We start from the raw sequence: 22,265 nt of genomic DNA on the forward strand, positions 1-22,265 counted from the left end.
ATGAAGCTGTTCATACGGGAACAATCGCCTTTGATCATCGTCTATCTGGCGCAGCTTATGATAATTACGCTTGTCTACCGGCTGGACGGGGGAAGCGGAGTCACGGTAAGCCTGTACGCGGCGCTGCTCAGTACAATTCTGCTGCTGGGTTATCTTGCCTACCGGTATCTCGCAAACCGTACATTCTATGAGCGGCTTATGACGGTGCCGGCATCGCTCGAGGAATCCGGCGGGCCGGCGCAGAACACGCCTTTGGCCGGGAGTCTGCGTATGCTGCTGACCCAGCAGTTCCGGCTGTACCAGAACGACCTGCACAACTACCGCCACAAGCTGGAGGAGCATATTCACTTCATCAACCAGTGGGTGCATGGCATGAAGACGCCGCTTTCGGTGATTCATCTGATGATACAGGATAAAGACGGGCCTCCGTTCACGGCCATCGGCGATGAGCTGGACCGGCTGAAGAAAGGTCTGGAAACGGTGCTCTACACCGCCCGGCTGGATACCTTTGAGCATGATTTCTATGTCGAGCGGCTGGAGCTCTCGGCCGTGGTGCGGAGCGTGACCTCGGAACAGAAACGGCTGTTCATCCGTAAGCGGGTGTTTCCGGTGATTTCTGTGGAGAGCGGGATTTCGATTACCTCGGACGAGAAATGGCTGTCCTTCGTCATAACCCAGCTGATAACCAATGCCCTGCGCTATACAGTGGAGGAGGGGAAGTTTGTGCATTTCCACGGGTATTTAGAGGAGCAGGGCAGGGCTGTGCTGGAGGTGCGCGATGAAGGCGTGGGCATCCCTCCGGGTGACCTGCCGCGTGTATTCGATCCTTATTTTACCGGCGTCAACGGGCGCAGCTTTCAGGAATCCACCGGCATGGGGCTGTATCTGGTGAAGCAGATCTGCGGCAAGCTGGAGCATGAGGTAGAGATTACCTCGGAGGTGGGCAAGGGGACGGCAGTGCGGATTATATTTTGAGACAAGCGGGAGGCAGTTCGGCTCTATCTGCTGCCGGCCCGGTAGCGGATAATCAGGAGGACGACCGTTGATACGACCGCCAGCGACAGGGTATTGGTAATCAGAAAAGCGAGTCCGACACCCTGAGCGGCCAGGTTAACCGCATAGGCTTCCATAAGAGCGATGCCCAGCAGCATCAGCAGGTAGGACTTCAGGCTAAGGTCTGCGACAGACCGGGTCTTGATGATTTGCAGAATTTGTGGAATCCAGCCCACAGAGAGAATGATACCGCCAATCAGCTGCATAACCGTGAACAGCATGCGTACACCCCGCTATTCTTCGTTTAGTACGTTGTATGCTCAATGGGCGTATCAGGTTCGGTGCATATCAAAAACCCGCCGCCCCTGTAAGGGACGGCGGGTTCACCCGGCAGGCGCTCTGCCCGGGTCTATTGCTGTTTCAGCTGCACAAGCTGTTCCAGCAGCTGCTGTATATCGGCTACAGGAAAGGCTTCCTGCAGCACTTCATTTACGGTCACCTGCGCCCGGTCGACCTTATTCTGACCGATGTCAGTCAAAGAGGTATAGATGCTTCTGCGGTCATCATCACAGACCTTGCGCTCCAGTGCGCCGCAGCCTTTGGCTTCGAACCGGCTGACCAGCCGGGATACGGCGCTCTGGCTCAGCCCGACCATGGACTCAAGCTGCTGGAGCTTCAGCTTCTTCTCGGGTGCCTCGGACAGAAACAGCAGTACGTAGAACTCCTTGAGCGATAACTGATAGTTCTCCACCAGCTTTGCTTCAAGTGCAGCGGCAACATTCATTTGTATATGAGAGAGTGACAACCAGCTGGTTATCAGGTCATTTGCAGGGGTGTTCTTCATGTCTTCAATCCTCCCGGTGCATGCCATTCATGAATATAAATTTCACTTTAGTATATCATCTGGAAGAAGAGAAGGACACCGCAGGGTATACTCAATTATTTGGCGGCGCGGGGAAACCCTAACTCATACTGCTTGGGAACGCCAGCATCTTTGCCGAGCACTACACCAGCGTCCAGCGTCCAGTAAGGATTTCTCAGCATACCCCGTCCAACCGCTACGAGATCAGCCTCTTCATTGCCGATGACCGCATTGGCGAGTACCGCTTCATCCAGCCGGCCGACGGCAATCACCGGCACATTCAGCTCCTGCTTGATAGCTCTGGCCAGCGGCACCTGATAGGCAGCGTGGGTGCCCGGTCTGCCGGCTGCAGCTATCGGGCCTTCACCGCCTGCACTGATGTGGAAGATATCCGCTCCGGCTTCCTTATAAGCTCTGCTGATTTCCAGGCTCTCGGTGAGCCCGTAGCCGCCCTCAACGTATTCCTGCGCGGAAATGCGCATGATCAGCGGCATGCCCTCAGGCATTACGCTCTTCGCGGCAGCAATCACTTCCCGGCCGAACAGCGTCCGGTCCTGTCCGTACTCATCCGTTCTCTGGTTGGTCAGCGGTGAGTGGAACTGGTGAATCAGATAGCCGTGGGCACCATGCAGCTCAATGACATCAAAACCGGCCTGGACAGCCCGCTGCACACCCAGCTTGAATTTGCCTACCATAGCTTTCACCTCTTCCGTAGTCAAGGCATGCGGAGTAGTGGACTTATCGTCAAAAGGAATAGCGGAAGAGGAGACAGGAAGCACGGCATCCTCAGCCTTGCGTCCGGCATGGGCAACCTGAATACCTACTTTGGCGCCGTGGGCATGACTTGCCTCTACGATACGAGCCAGAGCAGGGATCTGTTCATCGGACCAGAGTCCCAGATCATAGTCGGTGATACGGCCATCCGGTTCAACATCAGCCATCTCTACAATAATCAGTCCGGCACCGCCGACTGCACGGCTCACATAATGGTTATAATGCCAATCTGTAGCGATTCCATCTTTATTGGTGACCGAATACTGGCACATGGGCGGCATAACTACCCGGTTCTTCAGCTTCAGGCTCTTAATCTCATAGGGGGTGAACAGATCCTTCATTATTCGTCGCGCTCCTTCGTTTAACTTGGAATTGGCATGCGGCAGGGGGATTAGGTAACAAATCGGCTCTCTACAAAAATACATGCATGCTCATGCATTTAAATATAAGGCCTTATCTCTGCACTGTCAACTGTCAACTACAACTGTGCTTACAATACTGTAAGGTAGCTGTAAGTTTCAGAAATAGCAGCATTAGTTTACAGTTTGTATAATGTAAGCAATCCAGGTGAAAGAGGAGCGGTAGCCCTTGCCCCTATTAGACGTACACAATTTATCCAAAATATATGAAGGCAAGGTATCCATTCACGCGCTGAACCATATCCGGTTCGCCGTAGAGAAAGGGGAATTCGTCGGAATTATGGGCCCGTCCGGCAGCGGCAAAACCACGCTGCTCAATGTCATCGCGACGATTGATGAACCCACCTCAGGCCAGGTAATGATTAGCGGCCGGGACCCTAACCTGCTGGGCCGTAAAGAGAAGGCGCTGTTCCGTCGCAAGGAGCTGGGGTTTGTATTCCAGCATTTCAACTTGCTGGACACGCTCACGGTAGAAGAGAATGTAGTGTTACCGCTGACGCTAAGCGGGAGTTCCGTTGCGGAAATGGAAAAGCGGCTGGCCGAAGTGGCCTCCAGGCTGGACATTGCCGGGCTGCTGCACAAACGCACCTATGAAATCTCCGGCGGCCAGATGCAGCGCGTAGCGATTGCCCGGGCGATGATTCACCGCCCTTCGCTGATTCTGGCGGATGAACCCACCGGCAGCCTGGATTCCAAGGCGTCGGAAGAAGTGATGGGGCTGCTGGCTGAAGTGAACGAAGCCGAGGGAGCGACAGTGCTGATGGTTACGCATGACGCGGTGGCAGCGAGCTTTTGCCACCGGGTGATTTTTATTAAAGACGGCCGCTTCTACAGCGAGATGTACCGGGGCAGCAGCAGAGCCGCCTTCTTCCAGAATATCATCGACATGCTGTCACTGCTGGGAGGAGCCGGCCATGACCTTTCGGCAATTCGCCTATAGGAATGTAACCCGGAGCAAGCGCAAGTATGCCGCCTACTTCGTCAGCAGTGCCTTTTCGGTGATGATTTTCTTCCTGTGCGCGTTGTTTATCTTTCATCCTGTTATTTCAGGAGCTCTCATCCTGGATACTGCGGCTAAGACAATGATGATGGCGGAAGGAATCATCTATGTTTTCTGCTCGCTGTTTGTCCTGGTATCCGTCGGCTCCTTCCTGCAGTCCCGCAAGCTGGAGTTCGGTATCCTGCTGATGCATGGCATGACCAAGCAGCAGCTCAACAAGATGGTGTTTCTGGAAAATATGCTGATCGGCGGCTCGGCCATCCTCACCGGCACACTGCTCGGGATGCTGCTCGGCAAGCTGTTCCTGATGATCGGCTCCGCCTTTCTCGGCATTCCCCCGCTGGATTTCCATCTAAGCTGGCAGGCACCTGTGCTGACTATTATCAGCTTTATGCTGCTGTTCGTACTGATCTCACTGTGCACCTTCTTTTTTATCGGCAATGAGTCGCCGCGGGGAATGTTCCAGGGCGGACGCAGAGGAGATGCGGAGCCGCACGTTCACCGCTGGCAGGCGCTGCTCTCCGCACTGCTGCTGCTGGGCGGTTATGTGCTGGCAGTGCTGACTACAGCCACCACGGTGGAGGTGATGATGTTCCCGGTAGTGGCTATCACGGTTGTGGGTACCTACTTGTTCTATACACAGCTGAGTCTATACGTGGTGGAACAGCTGAGAAGATTCCGGCACTTCTATTGGCAGCGGATGCGGATTATCACCTTCTCGGGTTTATCGTACCGCTGGAAAGATAACGGGCGGATGTTCTTCATGGTGACCATTGTCTCGGCGGTATCCTTCACTTCGGTGGGTGTTTTCGCGTCGATCCATACCCTGTCACGGGAGCTGAAGCTGGATTATCCCGCAGCCGTAGGCTACGTCGCCAAAGGCGGAGCGGCCAGTTCCACGGCAGTGCAGGATTTGGACGGCATCGAGTCGGAGCTGAAGCAGTTGGGACTAACGTATGATACCTTGTCGATCCCGGTGAAATATGCCGATGTGGCCGCGCAGAGCGGACCGGACCATACTGAACGGTTACCGCTCATGGCTTACAGTGACTACAGGCTGGCTCTCCAATATGCCGGCTTCGATTCCTCTGAACCTCCGCTGGAAGGCCACGACGGTCTGGTGATGATCGGCTCCCAGCGGGACCGCAGCCTGATCAGTGAGCGTGTCAAAGCCACTTATACGCTGGAGCAGGGAACAGATATCCGGGAAATTGGCTACACACAGCATGTGCCGGTTGCCGAATATCTGCTGCCGGAGCTGGACGGGCGGGGCGGAGGAGATTTCAGCGGCCTGGTGGTCAGCGACAGTCTCTATAACTCTATAGCTCCGGTCCAGCAGGATATATACTACGGCTTTTACATGGAGGATTTCCCCCGGACGGTAGGCATTGCTTCAAGGCTTGCGGACGGCGGCAAGGTCGCCTATGAGCATAAGGCAAATTACGCTGTCGTGGTCAGCGGAACACTGTTTGAGATTCAGCGGACACTGTACAGTACGATGCTGTTTGCTTCCCTCCTGGTGGGGACCGTTTTCTTCATCGCAGCAGGAAGCTTCCTGTATTTCCGGCTGTACATGGATCTGGAGCATGACCGTTTCCAGTACTCTGCGTTGTCCAAAATGGGCTTCACCGATCAGGAGCTGGACCGCAGCGTCACCCAGCAGCTGGCCCTGATGTTCTTCGTTCCGGTGCTGCTGGCCATCCTGCACAGTGTTTTTGCTTTCATTGCCTTGCAGCGCCTGTTCTATCTGTCGATTGCAGCCGAGACAGGGGCAGTGCTGGCCGGATATCTGGCAGCCCAGGGAATCTATTTCTTCTTCATCCGCAGCCGTTATTTACGAAATCTCAAGAAAAATCTGCTCTAAACAGGAGGCCCGCATATGCAAACATGGATTACGGATTTTATGGAGCAGTTCGGATACTTTGGCATCTTTCTGATGCTGGCGCTGGAAAATGTATTTCCGCCCATTCCCTCAGAGGTCATTCTCCCCTTCGGCGGATTCATGACCACTACGACTGACATGACGATTCCCGGCGTGCTGATCGCTTCAACCGCCGGTTCACTGCTGGGTGCAGTGATTCTGTACTGGATCGGACGGATGCTGGATGTGGACAGACTGGAGCGGATCGTAGACCGCTGGGGCGGCCTGCTGCGGATCAGCGGGAAGGATATCCGCAAGGCGGATGCCTGGTTTGACAAATACGGCTACTGGACCGTGCTTTTCTGCCGGATGATTCCGCTCGTACGCAGTCTGATCTCCATTCCCGCAGGGATGTCCGGGATGAAATTCGGCGTGTTCATGCTGTTTACAACAATCGGAACACTGGGCTGGAATGTGCTGCTGGTGCTGCTGGGGGCCGCGCTCGGGGAGTCGTGGGAGGATATTGCCGGTATTATCGGCACCTATTCCAGTGTAGTATATGCCATCATTGCTGCAGGACTATTGTTGCTCGGATTCCTGTATTACCGTAAAAGACTGAATGCCGGCAAGGTCCGGGGATAATTTTTCAATAATCAAAGGAGGATAACCATGGAGCTGCTGACCATTGTCAAAGCAATCATACTGGGAATTGTAGAAGGACTGACTGAATTTGCTCCGGTATCCTCAACCGGTCATATGATCATCGTGGATGATATGTGGCTTAAGTCGCAGGAATTTCTGGGAAAATATACGGCGAACACGTTCAAGGTTGTTATTCAGCTAGGCTCCATCCTTGCTGTAGTGATCATTTTCCGTAACCGGTTCATCGATCTGCTCGGGCTGAAGAAATTCAGCCGCAAGGAACTGGCGGTGGTGCCAGAGGGGCAGCCGCAGGCGCCTGCCGAAGGCCGTCTGAAGTTAGCCCAGGTAATCGTAGGTCTGATTCCCGCCGGAATCTTCGGTTTTCTGTTCGAGGATTACATTGATGAGCATTTATTTTCCACTTCTACAGTGCTGATCGGACTGGTCGTTGGGGCCATATTTATGATCTGCGCCGACCGGTTTGCACCCAAAACCATCAAAACAGAGAGTGTTGACCAGATTACATATAGGCAGGCGCTATCGGTCGGACTGATCCAATGTGTCTCCCTGTGGCCGGGCTTCTCTCGGTCCGGCTCGACGATTTCCGGCGGCGTGCTGCTGGGGATGAGCCACCGCGCGGCTGCCGATTTCACCTTCATTATGGCTGTGCCGATTATGGCCGGAGCGAGCCTGATTTCGCTGCTGAAGAATTGGCAGTACTTCACGCTGGATGCCCTGCCGTTCTTCATCGCCGGCTTTATCAGCGCCTTCCTGTTCGCGCTGTTGTCGATGCGCTTCTTCCTGAAGCTGATTAACAGAATCAAGCTGCTGCCCTTCGCCATCTACCGGATTATTCTCGCCGGTGTAGTCTATCTGATCTGGTTCTGAGCCGTCTGCACGGTAGCCACAGCCGCACCTCCTTCATTGGAGCGTGCGGCTTTTATTATGTTCGGAGTCCCCGGAAAGTAAAAGAGTGATTCCCGAAGCTATAGCCCAGCTTTGTGGGGGAATTTGCTTTTGTTATAAGGAATCTGTATAGCCAAACTCCCCGGAATCTGTTGCGGACCGCAGAAAATGTGAAGTAAGATGGCAGCAGATTAAGGATGCAGCACCTAACTTAACCCAAGAGGAGCGGACATAAATGAGCAAAGGAATTAAGACAAGCAGCCTCGGCTATCCGAGAATCGGCAAGAACCGTGAATGGAAAAAGACATTGGAGGCTTACTGGGCCGGGAAAATAGATGAGCAGAATTTCCGCGCACAGATGGAAGAAATTCAGCTCCAGCATTTGCAGACCCAGCAGCAGGCCGGCATCGAGCTGATTCCGGTGGGCGACTTCACCTTCTATGATCATGTGCTGGATACCGCAGCGATGTTCGGAATTGTACCGGCGCGCTACGGTTATCAGGGCGGAGAGATTCCGCTCGACCTGTACTTTGCCATGGCACGCGGCAATGCGGGAGCTACGGCCTGCGAGATGACCAAATGGTTCAATACGAATTACCATTACATCGTGCCTGAGATTGGCAGCATTACACCTGTCCTGACAGAGAATAAGCCGCTGGCTGCCTACCGGTTTGCCAAAGAACGGGCAGGCATTGAAGGCAAGCCTGTTATAGTAGGGCTCTATACCTTCCTCAAGCTGTCGAAGGGATTCCCGGCTGCCGAAATAGCCGCAGTTGCTGCCCGCTTCCTGCCGGTATACGTACAGCTGCTGCAGGAGCTGCAGCAGGAAGGCGTGGCCTGGGTACAGATCGACGAGCCGGCAATTGTAACGGGCTTAACGGCAGAGGACATCGCATTGCTTAAGACTATCTACGGGGAGATCGCCGCTTCAGTACCGGGCCTTAATGTTATTCTGCAGACCTATTTCGAAGCTGCCGAGCCGCTGGAGGCATTGCTGGAATTGCCAGTGCAAGGCCTGGGCCTGGATTTCGTCCATGACGGAGGCAAAAACCTGGAGTCCATTGCCCGCCTGGGCTGGCCTCAGGATAAGACCCTGGCTGCTGGAATTATCGACGGACGCAATATCTGGCGTTCGGATATAGATGCCAAGCTGGAGCTGGTTGCTGAACTGCAGAAATATGTGCCACAAGAGCAGCTGATTCTTCAGCCCGCTTCGAGCCTGCTGCATGTGCCGGTTACAGTGGAAGGGGAAGACAAGCTGAAATCTGCGGTCAAGAATGCATTAGCCTTCGCCAATGAAAAGCTTGCGGAGCTGGTTCTTATTGCTGCAGCTGCAGACGGGGGCACTGAACGTTATGCAGCGGAGCTGGCCGCAACCCGTGAAGTGCTTGCTGTATTCCGTGCCCTCCCGGAACGCGGGCGTGAGGATGTAGCGGAGCAGGTACAGTCGCTTGCGAAGCTGCCGGACAACCGCAGTCTTCCTTTTGCAGAGCGTGTGAAGGTTCAGCAGGAGAAGTGGCGTCTGCCGCTGCTGCCTACAACCACCATCGGCAGCTTCCCGCAGACGGCTGAGGTCCGCCAGGCCCGGCTGAAGTGGCGTAAGGGGGTATGGACCCAGGAGCGTTACGACGGGTTCATCAAGCGTCAAATCGCTGAGGCCATCACCCTTCAGGAGGAGCTAGGGCTGGATGTGCTGGTACATGGTGAGTTCGAGCGGACGGATATGGTCGAATTCTTCGGAGAGAAGCTGGCCGGTTATCTCTTCACCGGGGGCGGCTGGGTTCAATCGTATGGCTCACGCTGCGTGAAGCCGCCCGTTATCTATGCCGATGTTGCTTTTATCCAGCCGATGACCGTCAAAGAAAGCTTGTATGCCCAGTCGCTGACGAAGCTCCCGGTCAAGGGGATGCTGACGGGTCCGGTGACGATCCTGAACTGGTCCTTTGTCCGCGATGATCTCAGCCGTGAAGCCGTCGCAGGGCAGATCGCACTTGCGCTGCGCCATGAGGTGACAGCTCTGGAGGAGGCGGGCATTGAGATGATCCAGGTCGATGAACCTGCCATCCGCGAAGGCTTGCCGCTGAAGGCGGGAGATCATGAGCATTACCTGAACTGGGCCGTGAAATCGTTCCGGATTGCGACGAACCATGTCAAAGATACGACCCAGGTGCATACGCATATGTGCTACAGCGAATTCAACGACATGATTGGTTCGATCTCGGCGATGGACGCGGATGTTATCTCGATTGAGACCTCCCGCAGCCACGGGGAGCTGATCGTAAGCTTCGAGGAGCAGGAATATGACAAGGGCATTGGACTCGGAGTGTACGATATCCACAGTCCGCGGGTTCCGGTCGTAGAGGAGATGACCTCAGCTATCGAGCGGGCGCTGCGCGCTCTGGATGTGCAGCAGTTCTGGATTAATCCGGACTGCGGATTGAAGACTCGCGGATGGGAAGAGACCACAGCTGCGCTGCGTAATATGGTGAAGGCGGCAGTTCTTGTACGGGAGAAGAGCGGAGCAGTCAGCCGGTAAACATTTTAGCTAATCTGTAAAAGCTGCCGGGCACAAATAAATCACTATATTCAGGGTAATTCACTCTGGTTATAGTGATTTATTTTCATTTTTTTGCAAGAAACACTTGATAATAATTATCATTCTTGATAAAATGAGAAAAAGAAAAGAAGGAACCGTGGAGGGTCCCTTCAATATTCTTCAGCCATTATTTGCTTTCAAAGGTTTTGCAATCTGTTTCTTCAGACTGAGTAGGTTCTTTGGAGCTGTGGTAAGCAACGAAGATGGACTCAGCTTTGCATTTGTTTTCTTCAGCCCAGTAAGTACAGGAGTTAACTGCACACAATACGTCTTTTGCCATGAGGTTTCACCTCCTCTTATAGTAGTTGGCATCATAAATCAGTTAGCAATTGAATAGATCTGTCCGGCAAGGTGGAGCTTGTCCGAACAGCACCCTACCCTTATTCCTTGAGAATGGAGGGTATTTGGTGTTTTTTGTCTTTTTCAGACACTACAATTGTAACAAAAAAAGAGATATTACGCAAACAACGGGATCATTCAGCTGCTGAGTGGTCCTGTTTGGTATTTTTACCGATATGGGAAAAAACACAAAAAAAGGCTGCTATCCTCCTAATTGTCTGCAACCTTCCAGCTTTTGGAACGTCAAAGGGTATAAGCGCGGAAGAGATCTATAGATATAACGGCCTTTCGCAATTACACTTTTGGAGGAATGAACATGCGAAAATGGGGTCTGCATTCTTTGTTGTGTTTAATTGTTTTGGCAGTGGTTCTGGCGGGTTGCGGGGCAGGCAATAACAATTCCAATTCGGCGGCGGATACAGCAAACAGTGCGATGACCGCTGAATCAGCGGCTGCGGCGGAAGACGGCTCAGCTGCGAGTGTACCGGCGGCAAAGGAAATGACCGATAATTTCAACTCCACCACCGCGGTGGCTGTGAATGATCAGAATGCGGTGCAAGGCGGAGGTGCGAATCCTGCGGTCCCTAATCCGGGGGCAGAGCAGGCGGCAGACGCTTCAGCCGGGTTCACAGGAACTGATGTGGTGGCAGGTCTGAACAAAAAGCTGATCTATAAGGCTAACCTCAACATGGAGGTAGCTGATTACGGGGCGGCACAGACCGAAGTACGGAATATGATCACACTGGCAGGCGGTTACATTATTGAATTTTCAGAGAATATGTCTGAATATGAACAGGGCGGAACCTTCATCCTCAAGGTACCGGCGTCGGGCTTCTCTTCTTTTCTGAACAATCTGGAGAAGGTCAAACATGAGAAGCTGCAGAGAAGTATTCAGGGGCAGGATGTCTCGGAAGAGTACGTGGATCTGGAGTCACGCCTCAAGGCTAAGCAGATGATGGAGACGCAATATATCGATTTCATGAAAAAAGCGACCAAACCGGCAGATCTCGTGCAGTTTGCCAACCAGCTGGGTGCAATCCAGGAGCAAATCGAGCAGATCAAGGGCAGAATGCGTTATATTGACCAGAACGTATCCTTCTCGACCGTGGAGCTTCGCCTTTACCAGACAGAGGAGAGCATCGCCGTCACGCAAGTGACAAAACAAGGACCGCTGGGTGAACGCGCTTCGGAGGCGCTGCAGGGCAGCATGAAGGCATTATCTGTAATGTTCCAGTGGCTTGTAGTTGTGCTGGCGGCTGCACTTCCGGTGCTGATCGTGGCTGCAGTGGTTGTGGCGGTTGTGATCTGGTTCCGCAGAATCTTTAAGCGCCGGGAGCGGGAGCACTTCGAACAGATACGCCAGGGCACCCGTGAACAGAACCGGGAACTGCTGGACCGTGATGTTGAGATGCCTGCTGCACCAGCTCCAGAAGAGGATAACAGTGATAAGGATAACAAATAAGCAGCTGACTGGAGCGGTCAGAGAATTTCAGAACGGCCTGCCGGGTCACCCGGTATGAGTTTGTTTTTATAAGGGCTATAACACTCATGTAAAAAGCCTCCAAACCTGTTATTACCGGTCTGGAGGCTTTCTGCTGTAGCGATGACTTATGGGTGGATGAGGCGGCCGTTATCGACCTGCGTCAAGCATGCTGGAAAAGAACGCGGTACTCGCCGTAGCCTTCCTTCTCCAAATCTTCTTTGGGAACAAAACGTAAAGCCGCCGAATTGATGCAGTAGCGCAGCCCGTTTGCCCCGGGACCATCATTAAAAACATGGCCGAGATGGGAATCGGCTGTTTTACTGCGCACTTCTGTGCGGATCATCAGATGGCTGAGGTCAGTTTTCTCCTTGACTGCATAATCGCGGATCGGGCGCATGAAGCTCGGCCAGCCGCAGTCGGAATCGAATTTATCCTGTGAGCTGAACAGGGGTTCACCGGAAACAATATCCACATAGATCCCATCCCCGTGATGGTCCCAGAATTCGTTGCGGAAGGGGGATTCGGTAGCGCTGTTCTGTGTAACTTCATACTGCAGCGGAGTCAGGCGCTCCTTCAGGCTTTTTTTGTCCTCGTTGTGAGTCCAGTGGGCTTCGATAAAAGCTTCCCGCCCGGAGCCCTTGCGGTAACGCTTGTAATGGCCGGGATTCTTGTGGTGATATCCCTGGTGGTATTCTTCGGCCGGATAGAAAGGCTTAGCCGGAAGAATCGGAGTCACAATAGGAGCAGAGAAACGTCCGCTGGCTTGCAGTGCTGCCTTAGATGCCTCGGCCTGCTGCCGCTGCTCTTCCGAATGGGTAAAGATCGCCGTACCATAGGAGGTTCCGCGGTCATGGAATTGCCCTCCGGCATCGGTAGGGTCAATCTGCTGCCAGAACAGCTCAAGCAGCTTGGTATATGGGAAAATATCCGGATTAAATGTAATCTGCACAGCCTCGACATGTCCGGTCGTTTCCGAGCAGACTTCCTCGTAAGTCGGATTAACAGTATGACCGCCTGTATAGCCGGAGATTACCTCGACAATACCGGGAAGCTCTTCAAACGGGGATACCATGCACCAGAAGCATCCTCCGGCGAACGTAGCTTTTTCCGTCTTGATGTTTATAGAATCAGATTGAACTTCACTCATTAATATCCCTCCATCTATAGAATGCAATTAAATAGATCACAATTTAATTATAAATCAAATAGCTGCGCTCTGCCAGCTTGACGGGTCCCGCTCAGAGTTTAGCGGACCGCGGCCGCATGGAGAATCCGGCAGCTGCAAGCACGGCGATGTAGAGAATCACGGCAATGGCCGCACTGCGCGGATGCTGGAACATCTGGCCGCCGAGGAAGGCGTACAGGGTAATCCCCGGGATTTTACCAAGGCCGGTTGCTGCAAGATAACTCCAGAAGGGCAGTCCGGCAGCACCGGCGTAGATATTTACGGCCATTTGCGGAATTACAGGCGCCAGCCGGGCGAGGACTACAGAGGCAAACGGACGCCGCTGCACGGCCCCGGTGAATTTATCCAGCGCCGAAATCGAGTTCAGATAAGTCATGGATTTATTCTGGAACATAAATTTAACAAGACCATACACGATCGCTGCAGCCAATGTGGTTGCGCTCCAGCATATTAACGCTCCCGCCAGGCTTCCATAGGCGTATCCGAACAGACCGATGATCAGCTTGTAGGGGATTACCGGAAACAAGGCCAGAACAGTGGCTGCAAGCATGGACAGAAGCAGGTTATGGTCCTCTTTGAGCCAGGCCAGAATCTCATACCTGTAGATAAACGCGAGGATTATGCACGAAACATACAGAATTACCGTCAGCCATTTTCTCATTTTACTATGCCCCTTCTTCACTCCATACATTTCATCATACTGAAAAAAAAGTGATTATTGAAGCAAAGATCATTGTCGCCGCCGCTTGTCACGGTATAATACACCTATAAGGGATAGAAATCCCCAATATTTAAGGGAGATACCTCAATGAATATACCTGTACGCAAAAGAGTGGCATTAATCGGCATCGGCGATATTGCCCGTAAAGTCTATTTGCCGCTGCTCTCCCGTCATGATCAGGCGGAAATTGTAGGGGTACTCAGCCATTCCTCTGCGACGGTGCAGCGGGCAGTTCAAACCTATCGTCTACAGAAAGGGACAACAGAACTGAATGAGCTGTTATCCTGGGATCTTGATGCTGTATTCGTGCATAGTCCAACACCTACACATTATGAACTGGTTACCCGTTGCCTGGAGCATGGGGTGTCCGTATATGTGGACAAGCCGCTGTCTTATGATCTGGAAGAATCCCGGCGGATGACTGAGCTCGCAGAGAATAAAGGCCTTCTGCTGGGGGTTGGCTTCAACCGCCGCTATGCTCCGATGTATATGGCGGCCAAGTCCTGGCTGCTGAAAGCCGGAGGCATTAGCCAATGCAGCGCAATCAAGCACCGGACGAAGCTGCAGCAGGGTACAAGCCATGAAACCATTCATGATGATCTGATCCATATGCTGGATCTGCTGCTATGGCTGTGCGGCGGCGATTATGAATTGCTTCACAGCAGTCTGAAGACAGATGCGGAGGACAGATTGCTGCAGTCGTTGGGGCAGCTGGACTGGAAGAGCGGAGCAACCGGAATATACAGCATGGTGCGTGATGCCGGTGCTGATCTGGAGAAGCTGGAGCTGCACGGAAACGGCAGATCGGTAGAAGTGACAGACATGGAACGGGCGATATTATATGAGCAGGGCTCCCTGCCGCGCACGCAGAATTTCGGCAGCTGGGACACTATACTGGAGCGCAGAGGCTTCAGCGGAGCCGTCAGCCATTACCTGAGTCACATCGCAACACCGGAGCAATGCGGCATTTCCGCCTCAGCCGTACTGCCGAGTCATGAGCTGGCAGCGAAGCTCAGCCGTTGAAATTTCAGATTAGCAGCAGAGAGGAGAACAACATGGAGGATCAGGATTACGGCAAGTCAATGGAAGAGAGAATTATCGAAAGCTACAAACGGGATGAGGAAATGATGATTCTGGTCTTTGCCCAGTGGTGCGTGAATAACAAGCTGGACCCGCACGCACTGTATTTACAGGCATATCCGCAGCAGGAGGGCAATCAGGCGCTCAGCAATGCGCTGGCACTGACTGTATCCGAGGAAGAGGCCGGTTTTATCTCCGATGACACCGTACTTGGTGTACTATCGCTATATAGCAATGATGACCTCGCTTACGTGGTAACTGAGGCGATTCATCAGCGGGAGCAGAAAGCAGACACAAGGGATTGACAACGAAGATATAATAGTTATGGTTAATGAACTTTTTTTTGGTAAACGATGTTCATTACAGAATAAATGTGGTAAAATTATATATACTAACTAATAGTAAGCTTCACAAGTGAGAGGTGAAAAACAATGGAAGAACATCAACTGACGATGTGCCCGAGATTCGAGACGGCCTTTTCTTTTTTAGGCAAACGTTGGAATGGACTTATTATTCAGACATTGATGAGCGGCCCTAAGCGGTTCAAGGATATTTCCGGACTGATTCCGACAATGAGCGATAAGATGCTGTCCGAGCGTATGAAGGATCTGGAATGTGAAGGCATTCTGGTACGTCATGTATATCCGGAAACACCGGTGCGCATTGAGTATGAATTAACGGTCAAAGGCCGGGCGCTTGAGCCGGTTATGCAGCAAATTCAGTTCTGGGCCGAGAGCTGGGTTGAGTAGTTACGTTTCATATTCCTAATGACAGCCCCTTACCGGTCTCCGGTTTAAGGGGTTTTTGCTTCGGTTCTGCTAAATAAAACTTGCACTGTGTCCAAACCTGTGTAATATAATAGAACAAACTAAAGTTACGGATGTGTGGAAGCGCTGACAAAACTGGGAAAAGCCTAAGGAGGATCTGAATAAGCCAATGTTAAGGCAAGCAAACTAAGACGAGGCTTTCGAGGCAAGTTTTGGACGATGCTGATTCAGGGATGTTTAGGCTCACAAAACCAAGCGTATGCTTTCGATGCAAGTTTTGAACGATGCTGATTCAGGGATGTTTAAGCTCACAAAACTTTTAGGAGGCGAGGATCATGACCATCACCTTGTTTTCCCGCGAAATAGCCTATGGAAAAAAGGATGTCGCTGAACTGGAGACTGCTTCAATTAGAGTGCAGCTGATTTATGACAAGGTGTTGTTTATGCTTCATAGCCATCTTCCCGCTTCATTATGGGATGCCTGGATTGGCGTGCCTTATGAGATCATATCCTCTCTATACAAAGGGGACAATGATAGCGGCAGTGTGTTTCAGAAGTGGATTCAAAGCCCCTCCGGCTGGAAATGCATCGGTTGTGAACGGCATTGTCTGGAGCCTGTGACTGCTACGGATAGCGATACCTCCGGCCCGCCGCGCCGCTTCACCTTTCATAACGGCATTAGTCAGAGTATGGTGCTGCAGGCGGTAATCTGGTCGATGTATGAGAATACGCTGCTGCTCCAGCCTTACTTAGGTGAAGAAGCTTTTCTCAGCGAAGATGATGTGGAGCTTATATCTGTATATTTCGTGCCTACCTATATGACACAGACCCCGTTAATGGAAATGAATAAACAAGCCAAAGAATATAAGGATAAGAATATCAGAGTCTATCAGGAATGGATCTCAGCCCCGGATCTGGTGCTGCAGTGGAATGGAGGTCTGACCGAAGGCAGGTGGATGACTGGAGTGTATGTGGATCATTCACGGTTTGCCGGCCTTGGACCCTATTTGAAGGATGCGCAAGGCAAACGGACGTATATGCAGGCGACTGTTCAATAAAATTTTATATATCCAGTGCGTACAATCACTAGTCCGCCTTCCTGCCGGTGTTAAGGTGTAAAGGTGATCAGCAACTAAAAACCTATACCCATAACATGAGGAGGGGCCACAATGGCGTCCAATCAATTAAACGATATAACAATTCAATCAGGTTTCGCCTCTGAAGCAATGGTCAGAGACATCGTCCTGCAGTTCCCTAAGTCTGCGGATTATTTCAAGGCTAAGCGCATTGATTTCTGCTGTGGAGGCGCGAAGCCGCTGGCTGAAGCTGCTGCCGAGAAAGGGCTTGATCCGGAAGCGATGATTCAGGATCTGAACAAGCTGCAGGAAGAGCATCCGGTGCTGGAAGAGGATACAGCCTGGAACGAGGCCTCCTCTGAAGAGCTGGTGAATTATATCGTGAACAAGCATCACCGTTACCTGCGTGAAGAGCTTCCGCTAATCAGCCAGAATGTAACCAAAGTCTTCCGTGTGCATGGCGAGGATTCTCCGCATCTGGGTGAGATGCACCGCCTGTTTAATCTTTTGCGCGAAGATCTGCTTCAGCATACGTCGAAGGAAGAAGAGAGCGAATTCCCTAAAATGCTGGCCTACACACAGAACCCGACTGAAGAAGGCCTATCGGAGCTACGCGGCCTGCTGCATAATCTGGAGGCTGAGCACGATGGTGCCGGTGAGATCCTCCGCGAGCTCCGCCGGGTAACCAATGATTACACACCGCCTGCGCATGCCTGCACGACTTACCGCCTGACCTATGCACGCCTTGAGGAGCTGGAAGGTATGACCTTCGAGCATGTGCATCTGGAGAACAATAACCTGTTCCTGCGTTATCAATAAAATGTAGTACTACGGAAAGTCCCTCCGGGGACTTTTTTGTTATATAGAACATAAGGTTCAGAACAGAAATAATTTGAGAACATTTCTTCTATGCGGTATCCTTAAAGAGTCAGGGATATTACATAAGAAGGCGGTGCCGTGGAATGTCCACGAAATGGATGGGGCGCTTACTGCTGTGCCTTGTTTTTATAATCACAGCCAGCGGCTGCAGCTCGGTTCTGGGACCGGGGAACACCGGCGGCAGCGCCGGAAGCGGAAGCACAGGACTATCTTTTTCAATTCTGGTGGGTGAACGTGAAATGGCCGGAACCTCCGGCAGACTGCTTAACGAAGCTTATATAGAAGGTAATTCCATCATAGAACTGCTGAGAAAGAGCGGGATCGTTACTTTTGCTGCAGACGGCTATAGTATTCTTGAGGTCAACAGGGTTGCGCTTAGTCAGGATATGATGTGGGAAGTACAAGTGAACAGCAAGAAACTTACGGACTGGAACAGTACAATCGAGGCTGGAGCGGCTATTGTCTTCTCGGCGAAGCCGTCCGCAGCCGGAGCGTTATTTCAACCGGTTATCCTTACGGTGAACGGCGGGAGCGAACAGCCTGAGCTGACGCATTCGCATGTGCTGTCCTTTACGGAAGATTTGTCAGTGAAGGGACTAATGAAGAACAGCGGGATGATTAAGCTGGCAGAAAATAACAAGACAGTTCTCACCGTAATGGATTACACCCCACTCAGCAGTGAGGAGTGGAAACTGAAGGTTAATGATAAAGCGCTGCTGGGCAACGGAGTGGATATGAAGCTCAGACCGCAGGACAAGCTGGAGATATCACTGGTTCTGAAGTAATTACGATAACGGAATCCGTTTAGCGGATACAAGGATTTCTGTGCCGAGTGCGCGGATGTCCTTTTTTTTGTGTCTAATACTTTATGTGAAATGTTTCACATTTAATGTGACTGGAATCACAAATGCCGGGGAATTTTGGGCAGTATAATTTCACTATAAAGCAAGTTTGTGAAGGAATCTGAGTTTTGAAGGAGGGTCCTACCAGTGACAGCGAACAGAGAAAAGTTAGTGCTGATTGGCAATGGCATGGCGGGTGTAGGCACTATTGAACAGATTTTAAAGCTGGGCGGCGCTTATGATATCACGATCTTCGGCAGTGAGCCGCATCCCAATTACAACCGGATTATGCTGTCCTATGTTCTCGAAGGCAGTAAATCCATTGAAGATATTATCCTGAATGACCGTCAGTGGTATGAGGATAACAATATTACCCTGCATACTGGAACGACTGTCGTCCGGATTGATGAACAAACCCGGCAGGTGATTACAGATAACGGACAGGCGGTTCATTACGACAAGGTTATCATTGCTACGGGTTCTAATTCGTTTATATTACCTGTTCCGGGCAGTACAAAGGACGGGGTAGTCGGCTTCCGTGATATCGCAGATTGCGATGCCATGCTGGCCGCAGCGAAGCAGTACCGCACGGCAGCTGTTATCGGCGGAGGTCTGCTTGGTCTTGAAGCAGCCAAAGGCCTTGTGAATCTGGGGATGGACGTTACCGTTGTGCATCTGCTTGAGGATCTGATGGAACGGCAGCTGGACCGTACGGCATCTTCCATGCTGCAGGCGGAGCTTGCGCGTCAAGGTGTGAAATTCGCCATGGGCAAGCAGACGGTCGAATTGACTGGAGAAGAGCGGGTTACCGGACTGCGCTTCAGTGACGGCAGTGAGTTGCCCGCAGAATTTGTGGTCATGGCAGTCGGAATTAAACCTAATGTTCAGCTTGCCAAGGATAGCGGCATCGAGGTTAACCGCGGGATTGTCGTCAATGACTATCTGCAGACCTCCATGGCTAACGTGTATTCTGTCGGTGAATGTACGGAGCACCGGGGGACCTGCTATGGTCTGGTAGCGCCGCTTTTCGAGCAGGGGATGGTACTGGCCAAGCATTTGTCTGGTGTGCAGACTCCGGGATACGAAGGTTCGGTTGTCGCGACGAAGCTCAAGATTTCCGGTGTTGATGTTTTCTCGGCCGGAGAGTTCACCGAAACAGCAGAGCATACCGTCATATCCGCCAAGGATGAGTGGAAGAGAACCTATAAGAAGATTTTGCTCAAAAACAACATTATTGTCGGTGCGGTTCTGTTCGGTGATGTAACCGAATCAGCGAGCCTGCAGAAGCTGGTGAAGCAGGGAACAGAAATGACCGATGAGATTTATGGCGAGGTCATGGGCACAGGCTGCTGCGGCGGAGGCGGAGCCAAGAAAGGTCTATCCGTTGAAGCGATGGCCGATGAAGAAATTGTCTGCGGCTGCAACGGGGTTACCAAAAAGGCGATTGTTGATGCCGTTACGGAGAATGGCTTCACTACAGTGGATGAAATCAAAGCCTGCACCGGAGCGACCCGTTCCTGCGGCGGCTGTAAGCCAGTTGTTGAGCAGATTCTGCAGTTCGTTCTGGGAGATAGCTTCCAGCAAAGTGCCAAGCAGGGGATTTGCAGCTGTACCCCGCTTAGCCGGGATGAGATTGTAGCTGAAATTACGGCTAAAGGGCTCAAAACCACCAAAGAAGTTATGCATGTGCTGGACTGGAAGCAATCCGAAGGCTGTTCTAAATGCCGTCCTGCGGTGAACTATTATCTGGGTATGATCTATCCGGACACTCATGAGGACGAGAAGGAATCGCGCTTCGTTAATGAACGGATGAATGCCAATATTCAGAAGGACGGGACTTATACGGTTGTTCCGCGTATGTACGGCGGGGTTACCACCCCAGAGGATTTGAAGCGCATCGCCGATGTTTCCCTGAAGTACGATGTGAAGGTCGTGAAGGTGACCGGCGGACAGCGTCTGGACCTGATCGGTGTCAAAAAAGAAGATGTGCCGAAGGTGTGGGAGGAGCTGGATATGCCATCCGGTTATGCCTATGCGAAATCCTTACGTACGGTCAAGACCTGCGTCGGTTCACAGTTCTGCCGTTTCGGTACACAGGATTCCATGGAGATGGGCGCTCAGCTTGAACGCAAATACGAACGGCTGGATATGCCGGCCAAATTCAAAATGGCAGTCAACGGCTGCCCGCGCAACTGCGCAGAATCCTGCACGAAGGATATCGGCATTGTCGGCAACGACGGCGGCTGGGAAGTATTCATCGGCGGAAACGGCGGGATTAAGCCGCGGATCGCAGATGCCTTCTGCAAGGTAAGAACCGATGAAGAGCTGGTCGAAGTCTGCTCCGCCGTAATGCAGTATTACCGTGAAACCGGCAATTACCTGGAGAGAACTTCAGAATGGGTAGAACGTATGGGCCTTGAGCATATCCAGACCGTTATTCTGGGCAGTGACGACAACCGGAAAGAACTCGCCGCACGGATTGACTTCGCCCTGGCACAAGTCAGCGATCCATGGAAAAAGATGCTGGATGACAACGGCACCCGCACAGCACTGTTCGAACAGACACGGGTCTAGCCTGAAGGGAGAGGGAGAGAAAATTATGGAACTCAGTAATCGAGAGTATGCAGTAGGAGCCGCAGACGATTTCATGCTGCAGATTGGCCGGGTAGTAAATGCAGGAGAGGTGGAGTTAGCTATATTCCGCACATCGGATGGCACTTTCTATGCCGTGGAGAACCACAGTCCCCACCCGAAGGGCGGTCCGCTCGCTGAGGGAATAGTATCAGGCTATTATTTGTACGATCCGCTTCATGACTGGAAAATCGATCTGCGGACCGGAGAAGTTCAGGCTCCGGACCGCGGTCAGGCTGTAGTCCATCCGGTTGTTGTGGAGGACGGAGTCGTCAAGGTTAGTCTGCCTGCGGCAGTAGCAAGGCTATAAATTAAAAGAAGAGCAGGTGTAGATATGTTTACGCAGAGCGTAGAGAATATCGTTGAGACAGCCGTAGGCAAACGCGACAAGATGAATGAGAGCCTGCCCAAATATTTTTTGGCGGCACTCCTGGCAGGAGCTTATGTAGGAATTGGTATTATTCTGATCTTCTCGCTGGGGGCGCCGCTGGCAGCGATCAAGTCACCGTTCCAGCCGCTGATTATGGGAGCTTCCTTCGGTATTGCCCTGACCCTGGTTGTATTCGCTGGGTCGGAGCTGTTCACAGGAAATAATATGTTCTTCACGGTAAGCACGCTTGCCGGGAGAACTACGGTCTGGGATACCGTGAAGAACTGGGTCCTGGTATTCCTCGGCAATGTAGCCGGTGCAGTGATTCTTGCCCTGCTGATTCAGGGATCGGGTCTCTTTAAGGCAGCGCCTGCCGAGCATCTGATCTTCGCGGCAGCAGCCAAGAAGATGAGCCTGCCGTTCTCGGAGCTGTTCTTCCGCGGTATTCTCTGTAACTGGCTGGTCTGCCTGGCCCTGTGGATGTCCTCCCGCGCTAAGAGTGAAGCGGCGAAGCTGGTTCTGATCTGGTGGTGCCTGTTCGCCTTCATCGCGAGCGGCTACGAACACAGTGTAGCGAACATGACGCTGCTCAGCGTGGCAGTGCTGCTGCCGAATCATCCGGAGACTGTGAGCATTGCCGGCTGGGTGCATAACATGATTCCGGTTACGCTAGGGAATATGATCGGCGGCGGTGTATTCGTCGGCATGGCATACTGGCTGATCTCACCTGTGCGTAGTCCCCGTAAAGTATCAACTGCCATGCAGACTAAGAAAATAAGTTAATTTAGAAGCTCCGCAAGCTCCGCAGTTTAATTACTGCGGGGCTTTTTTGTCACTG

The 22,265-nt window shown here is 52.2% G+C and carries 22 protein-coding genes; 16 read left to right on the forward strand and 6 right to left on the reverse strand.

Annotation, left to right across the window (positions count from 1 at the left end; genetic code table 11):
- The gene (locus MHI42_RS31775; protein WP_342421785.1) at positions 1–975 is read left to right on the forward strand and encodes a sensor histidine kinase; all 975 of its coding nucleotides are present in this window, start codon (positions 1–3) and stop codon (positions 973–975) included.
- A 23-nt stretch (positions 976–998) separates the two neighbouring features.
- Here the strand turns inward: MHI42_RS31775 and MHI42_RS31780 are convergent, their stop codons facing one another.
- The 3 genes from MHI42_RS31780 to MHI42_RS31790 form a co-directional block, all read right to left on the reverse strand.
- A complete protein-coding gene (locus tag MHI42_RS31780) occupies positions 999–1,274 on the reverse strand; it encodes a PQ-loop domain-containing transporter (protein WP_039295394.1) in 276 nt (91 codons plus the stop codon).
- A gap of 128 nt (positions 1,275–1,402) precedes the next feature.
- Positions 1,403–1,837, reverse strand: a complete 435-nt coding sequence (locus MHI42_RS31785) for a MarR family transcriptional regulator (RefSeq protein ID WP_171716816.1) — start codon at positions 1,835–1,837, stop codon at positions 1,403–1,405.
- A 95-nt stretch (positions 1,838–1,932) separates the two neighbouring features.
- Entirely contained in the window at positions 1,933–2,970 is a 1,038-nt protein-coding gene (locus MHI42_RS31790; RefSeq protein ID WP_342421786.1) for an NADH:flavin oxidoreductase/NADH oxidase, read from the reverse strand.
- A 247-nt stretch (positions 2,971–3,217) separates the two neighbouring features.
- Between MHI42_RS31790 and MHI42_RS31795 the strand changes: the two genes are divergently transcribed.
- The 5 genes from MHI42_RS31795 to metE all read left to right on the forward strand — a co-directional run bounded on the left by MHI42_RS31795 (position 3,218) and on the right by metE (position 9,993).
- On the forward strand, positions 3,218–3,988 hold the full coding sequence (locus tag MHI42_RS31795; protein WP_171716814.1) for an ABC transporter ATP-binding protein: 771 nt from the start codon (positions 3,218–3,220) through the stop codon (positions 3,986–3,988).
- Entirely contained in the window at positions 3,963–5,912 is a 1,950-nt protein-coding gene (locus MHI42_RS31800; RefSeq protein WP_342421787.1) for an ABC transporter permease, read from the forward strand. The genes MHI42_RS31795 and MHI42_RS31800 overlap by 26 nt, the downstream gene beginning before the upstream one ends.
- A gap of 15 nt (positions 5,913–5,927) precedes the next feature.
- The gene (locus tag MHI42_RS31805; RefSeq protein WP_039295402.1) at positions 5,928–6,551 is read left to right on the forward strand and encodes a DedA family protein; all 624 of its coding nucleotides are present in this window, start codon (positions 5,928–5,930) and stop codon (positions 6,549–6,551) included.
- 27 nt (positions 6,552–6,578) lie between these two features.
- A complete protein-coding gene (locus MHI42_RS31810) occupies positions 6,579–7,439 on the forward strand; it encodes an undecaprenyl-diphosphate phosphatase (RefSeq protein WP_171716812.1) in 861 nt (286 codons plus the stop codon).
- A gap of 253 nt (positions 7,440–7,692) precedes the next feature.
- A complete protein-coding gene (gene metE / locus MHI42_RS31815; RefSeq protein ID WP_342421788.1) occupies positions 7,693–9,993 on the forward strand; it encodes a 5-methyltetrahydropteroyltriglutamate--homocysteine S-methyltransferase in 2,301 nt (766 codons plus the stop codon).
- A 187-nt stretch (positions 9,994–10,180) separates the two neighbouring features.
- On the opposite strand, the gene MHI42_RS31820 is transcribed toward metE, so the two are convergent.
- Positions 10,181–10,333: a DUF1540 domain-containing protein gene (locus tag MHI42_RS31820; RefSeq protein WP_081972158.1), complete on the reverse strand. Its 153-nt coding sequence runs from the start codon at positions 10,331–10,333 to the stop codon at positions 10,181–10,183.
- A 375-nt stretch (positions 10,334–10,708) separates the two neighbouring features.
- On the opposite strand from MHI42_RS31820, the gene MHI42_RS31825 reads away from it, so the two are divergent.
- Positions 10,709–11,854 (forward strand): DUF4349 domain-containing protein, encoded by a 1,146-nt coding sequence (locus tag MHI42_RS31825; RefSeq protein ID WP_342421789.1) that lies wholly within the window; start codon positions 10,709–10,711, stop codon positions 11,852–11,854.
- A 181-nt stretch (positions 11,855–12,035) separates the two neighbouring features.
- Here the strand turns inward: MHI42_RS31825 and msrA are convergent, their stop codons facing one another.
- Both msrA and MHI42_RS31835 read right to left on the reverse strand, forming a co-directional pair.
- Positions 12,036–13,022 (reverse strand): peptide-methionine (S)-S-oxide reductase MsrA, encoded by a 987-nt coding sequence (gene msrA, locus MHI42_RS31830; RefSeq protein WP_342421790.1) that lies wholly within the window; start codon positions 13,020–13,022, stop codon positions 12,036–12,038.
- Between the two features lie 91 nt (positions 13,023–13,113).
- Positions 13,114–13,722, reverse strand: a complete 609-nt coding sequence (locus MHI42_RS31835) for a VTT domain-containing protein (protein ID WP_171716808.1) — start codon at positions 13,720–13,722, stop codon at positions 13,114–13,116.
- Between the two features lie 147 nt (positions 13,723–13,869).
- On the opposite strand from MHI42_RS31835, the gene MHI42_RS31840 reads away from it, so the two are divergent.
- The 9 genes from MHI42_RS31840 to MHI42_RS31880 all read left to right on the forward strand — a co-directional run bounded on the left by MHI42_RS31840 (position 13,870) and on the right by MHI42_RS31880 (position 22,210).
- On the forward strand, positions 13,870–14,805 hold the full coding sequence (locus MHI42_RS31840) for a Gfo/Idh/MocA family oxidoreductase (protein WP_342421791.1): 936 nt from the start codon (positions 13,870–13,872) through the stop codon (positions 14,803–14,805).
- 32 nt (positions 14,806–14,837) lie between these two features.
- Positions 14,838–15,167 (forward strand): hypothetical protein, encoded by a 330-nt coding sequence (locus tag MHI42_RS31845; RefSeq protein ID WP_042138776.1) that lies wholly within the window; start codon positions 14,838–14,840, stop codon positions 15,165–15,167.
- Between the two features lie 126 nt (positions 15,168–15,293).
- Positions 15,294–15,611 carry a helix-turn-helix domain-containing protein gene (locus tag MHI42_RS31850; RefSeq protein WP_042138775.1) on the forward strand — a complete coding sequence of 106 codons (318 nt, stop codon included), beginning with the start codon at positions 15,294–15,296 and terminating at the stop codon, positions 15,609–15,611.
- Between the two features lie 353 nt (positions 15,612–15,964).
- Positions 15,965–16,687 (forward strand): hypothetical protein, encoded by a 723-nt coding sequence (locus MHI42_RS31855; RefSeq protein ID WP_342421792.1) that lies wholly within the window; start codon positions 15,965–15,967, stop codon positions 16,685–16,687.
- Between the two features lie 111 nt (positions 16,688–16,798).
- Entirely contained in the window at positions 16,799–17,524 is a 726-nt protein-coding gene (gene ric / locus MHI42_RS31860; RefSeq protein WP_342421793.1) for an iron-sulfur cluster repair di-iron protein, read from the forward strand.
- A gap of 143 nt (positions 17,525–17,667) precedes the next feature.
- Positions 17,668–18,369, forward strand: a complete 702-nt coding sequence (locus MHI42_RS31865; RefSeq protein WP_171716804.1) for a hypothetical protein — start codon at positions 17,668–17,670, stop codon at positions 18,367–18,369.
- 204 nt (positions 18,370–18,573) lie between these two features.
- Complete coding sequence (nirB, locus tag MHI42_RS31870; RefSeq protein WP_342421794.1) at positions 18,574–21,000, forward strand: nitrite reductase large subunit NirB; 2,427 nt, start codon at positions 18,574–18,576, stop codon at positions 20,998–21,000.
- A 25-nt stretch (positions 21,001–21,025) separates the two neighbouring features.
- A complete protein-coding gene (gene nirD / locus MHI42_RS31875) occupies positions 21,026–21,367 on the forward strand; it encodes a nitrite reductase small subunit NirD (RefSeq protein ID WP_039295419.1) in 342 nt (113 codons plus the stop codon).
- Between the two features lie 24 nt (positions 21,368–21,391).
- A complete protein-coding gene (locus tag MHI42_RS31880; RefSeq protein ID WP_171716801.1) occupies positions 21,392–22,210 on the forward strand; it encodes a formate/nitrite transporter family protein in 819 nt (272 codons plus the stop codon).
- Positions 22,211–22,265: the final 55 nt, after the last annotated feature.

This window comes from Paenibacillus sp. FSL E2-0178, assembly GCF_038593005.1.
GTDB classification, from domain to species: Bacteria; Bacillota; Bacilli; order Paenibacillales; family Paenibacillaceae; genus Paenibacillus_AQ; species Paenibacillus_AQ phytohabitans.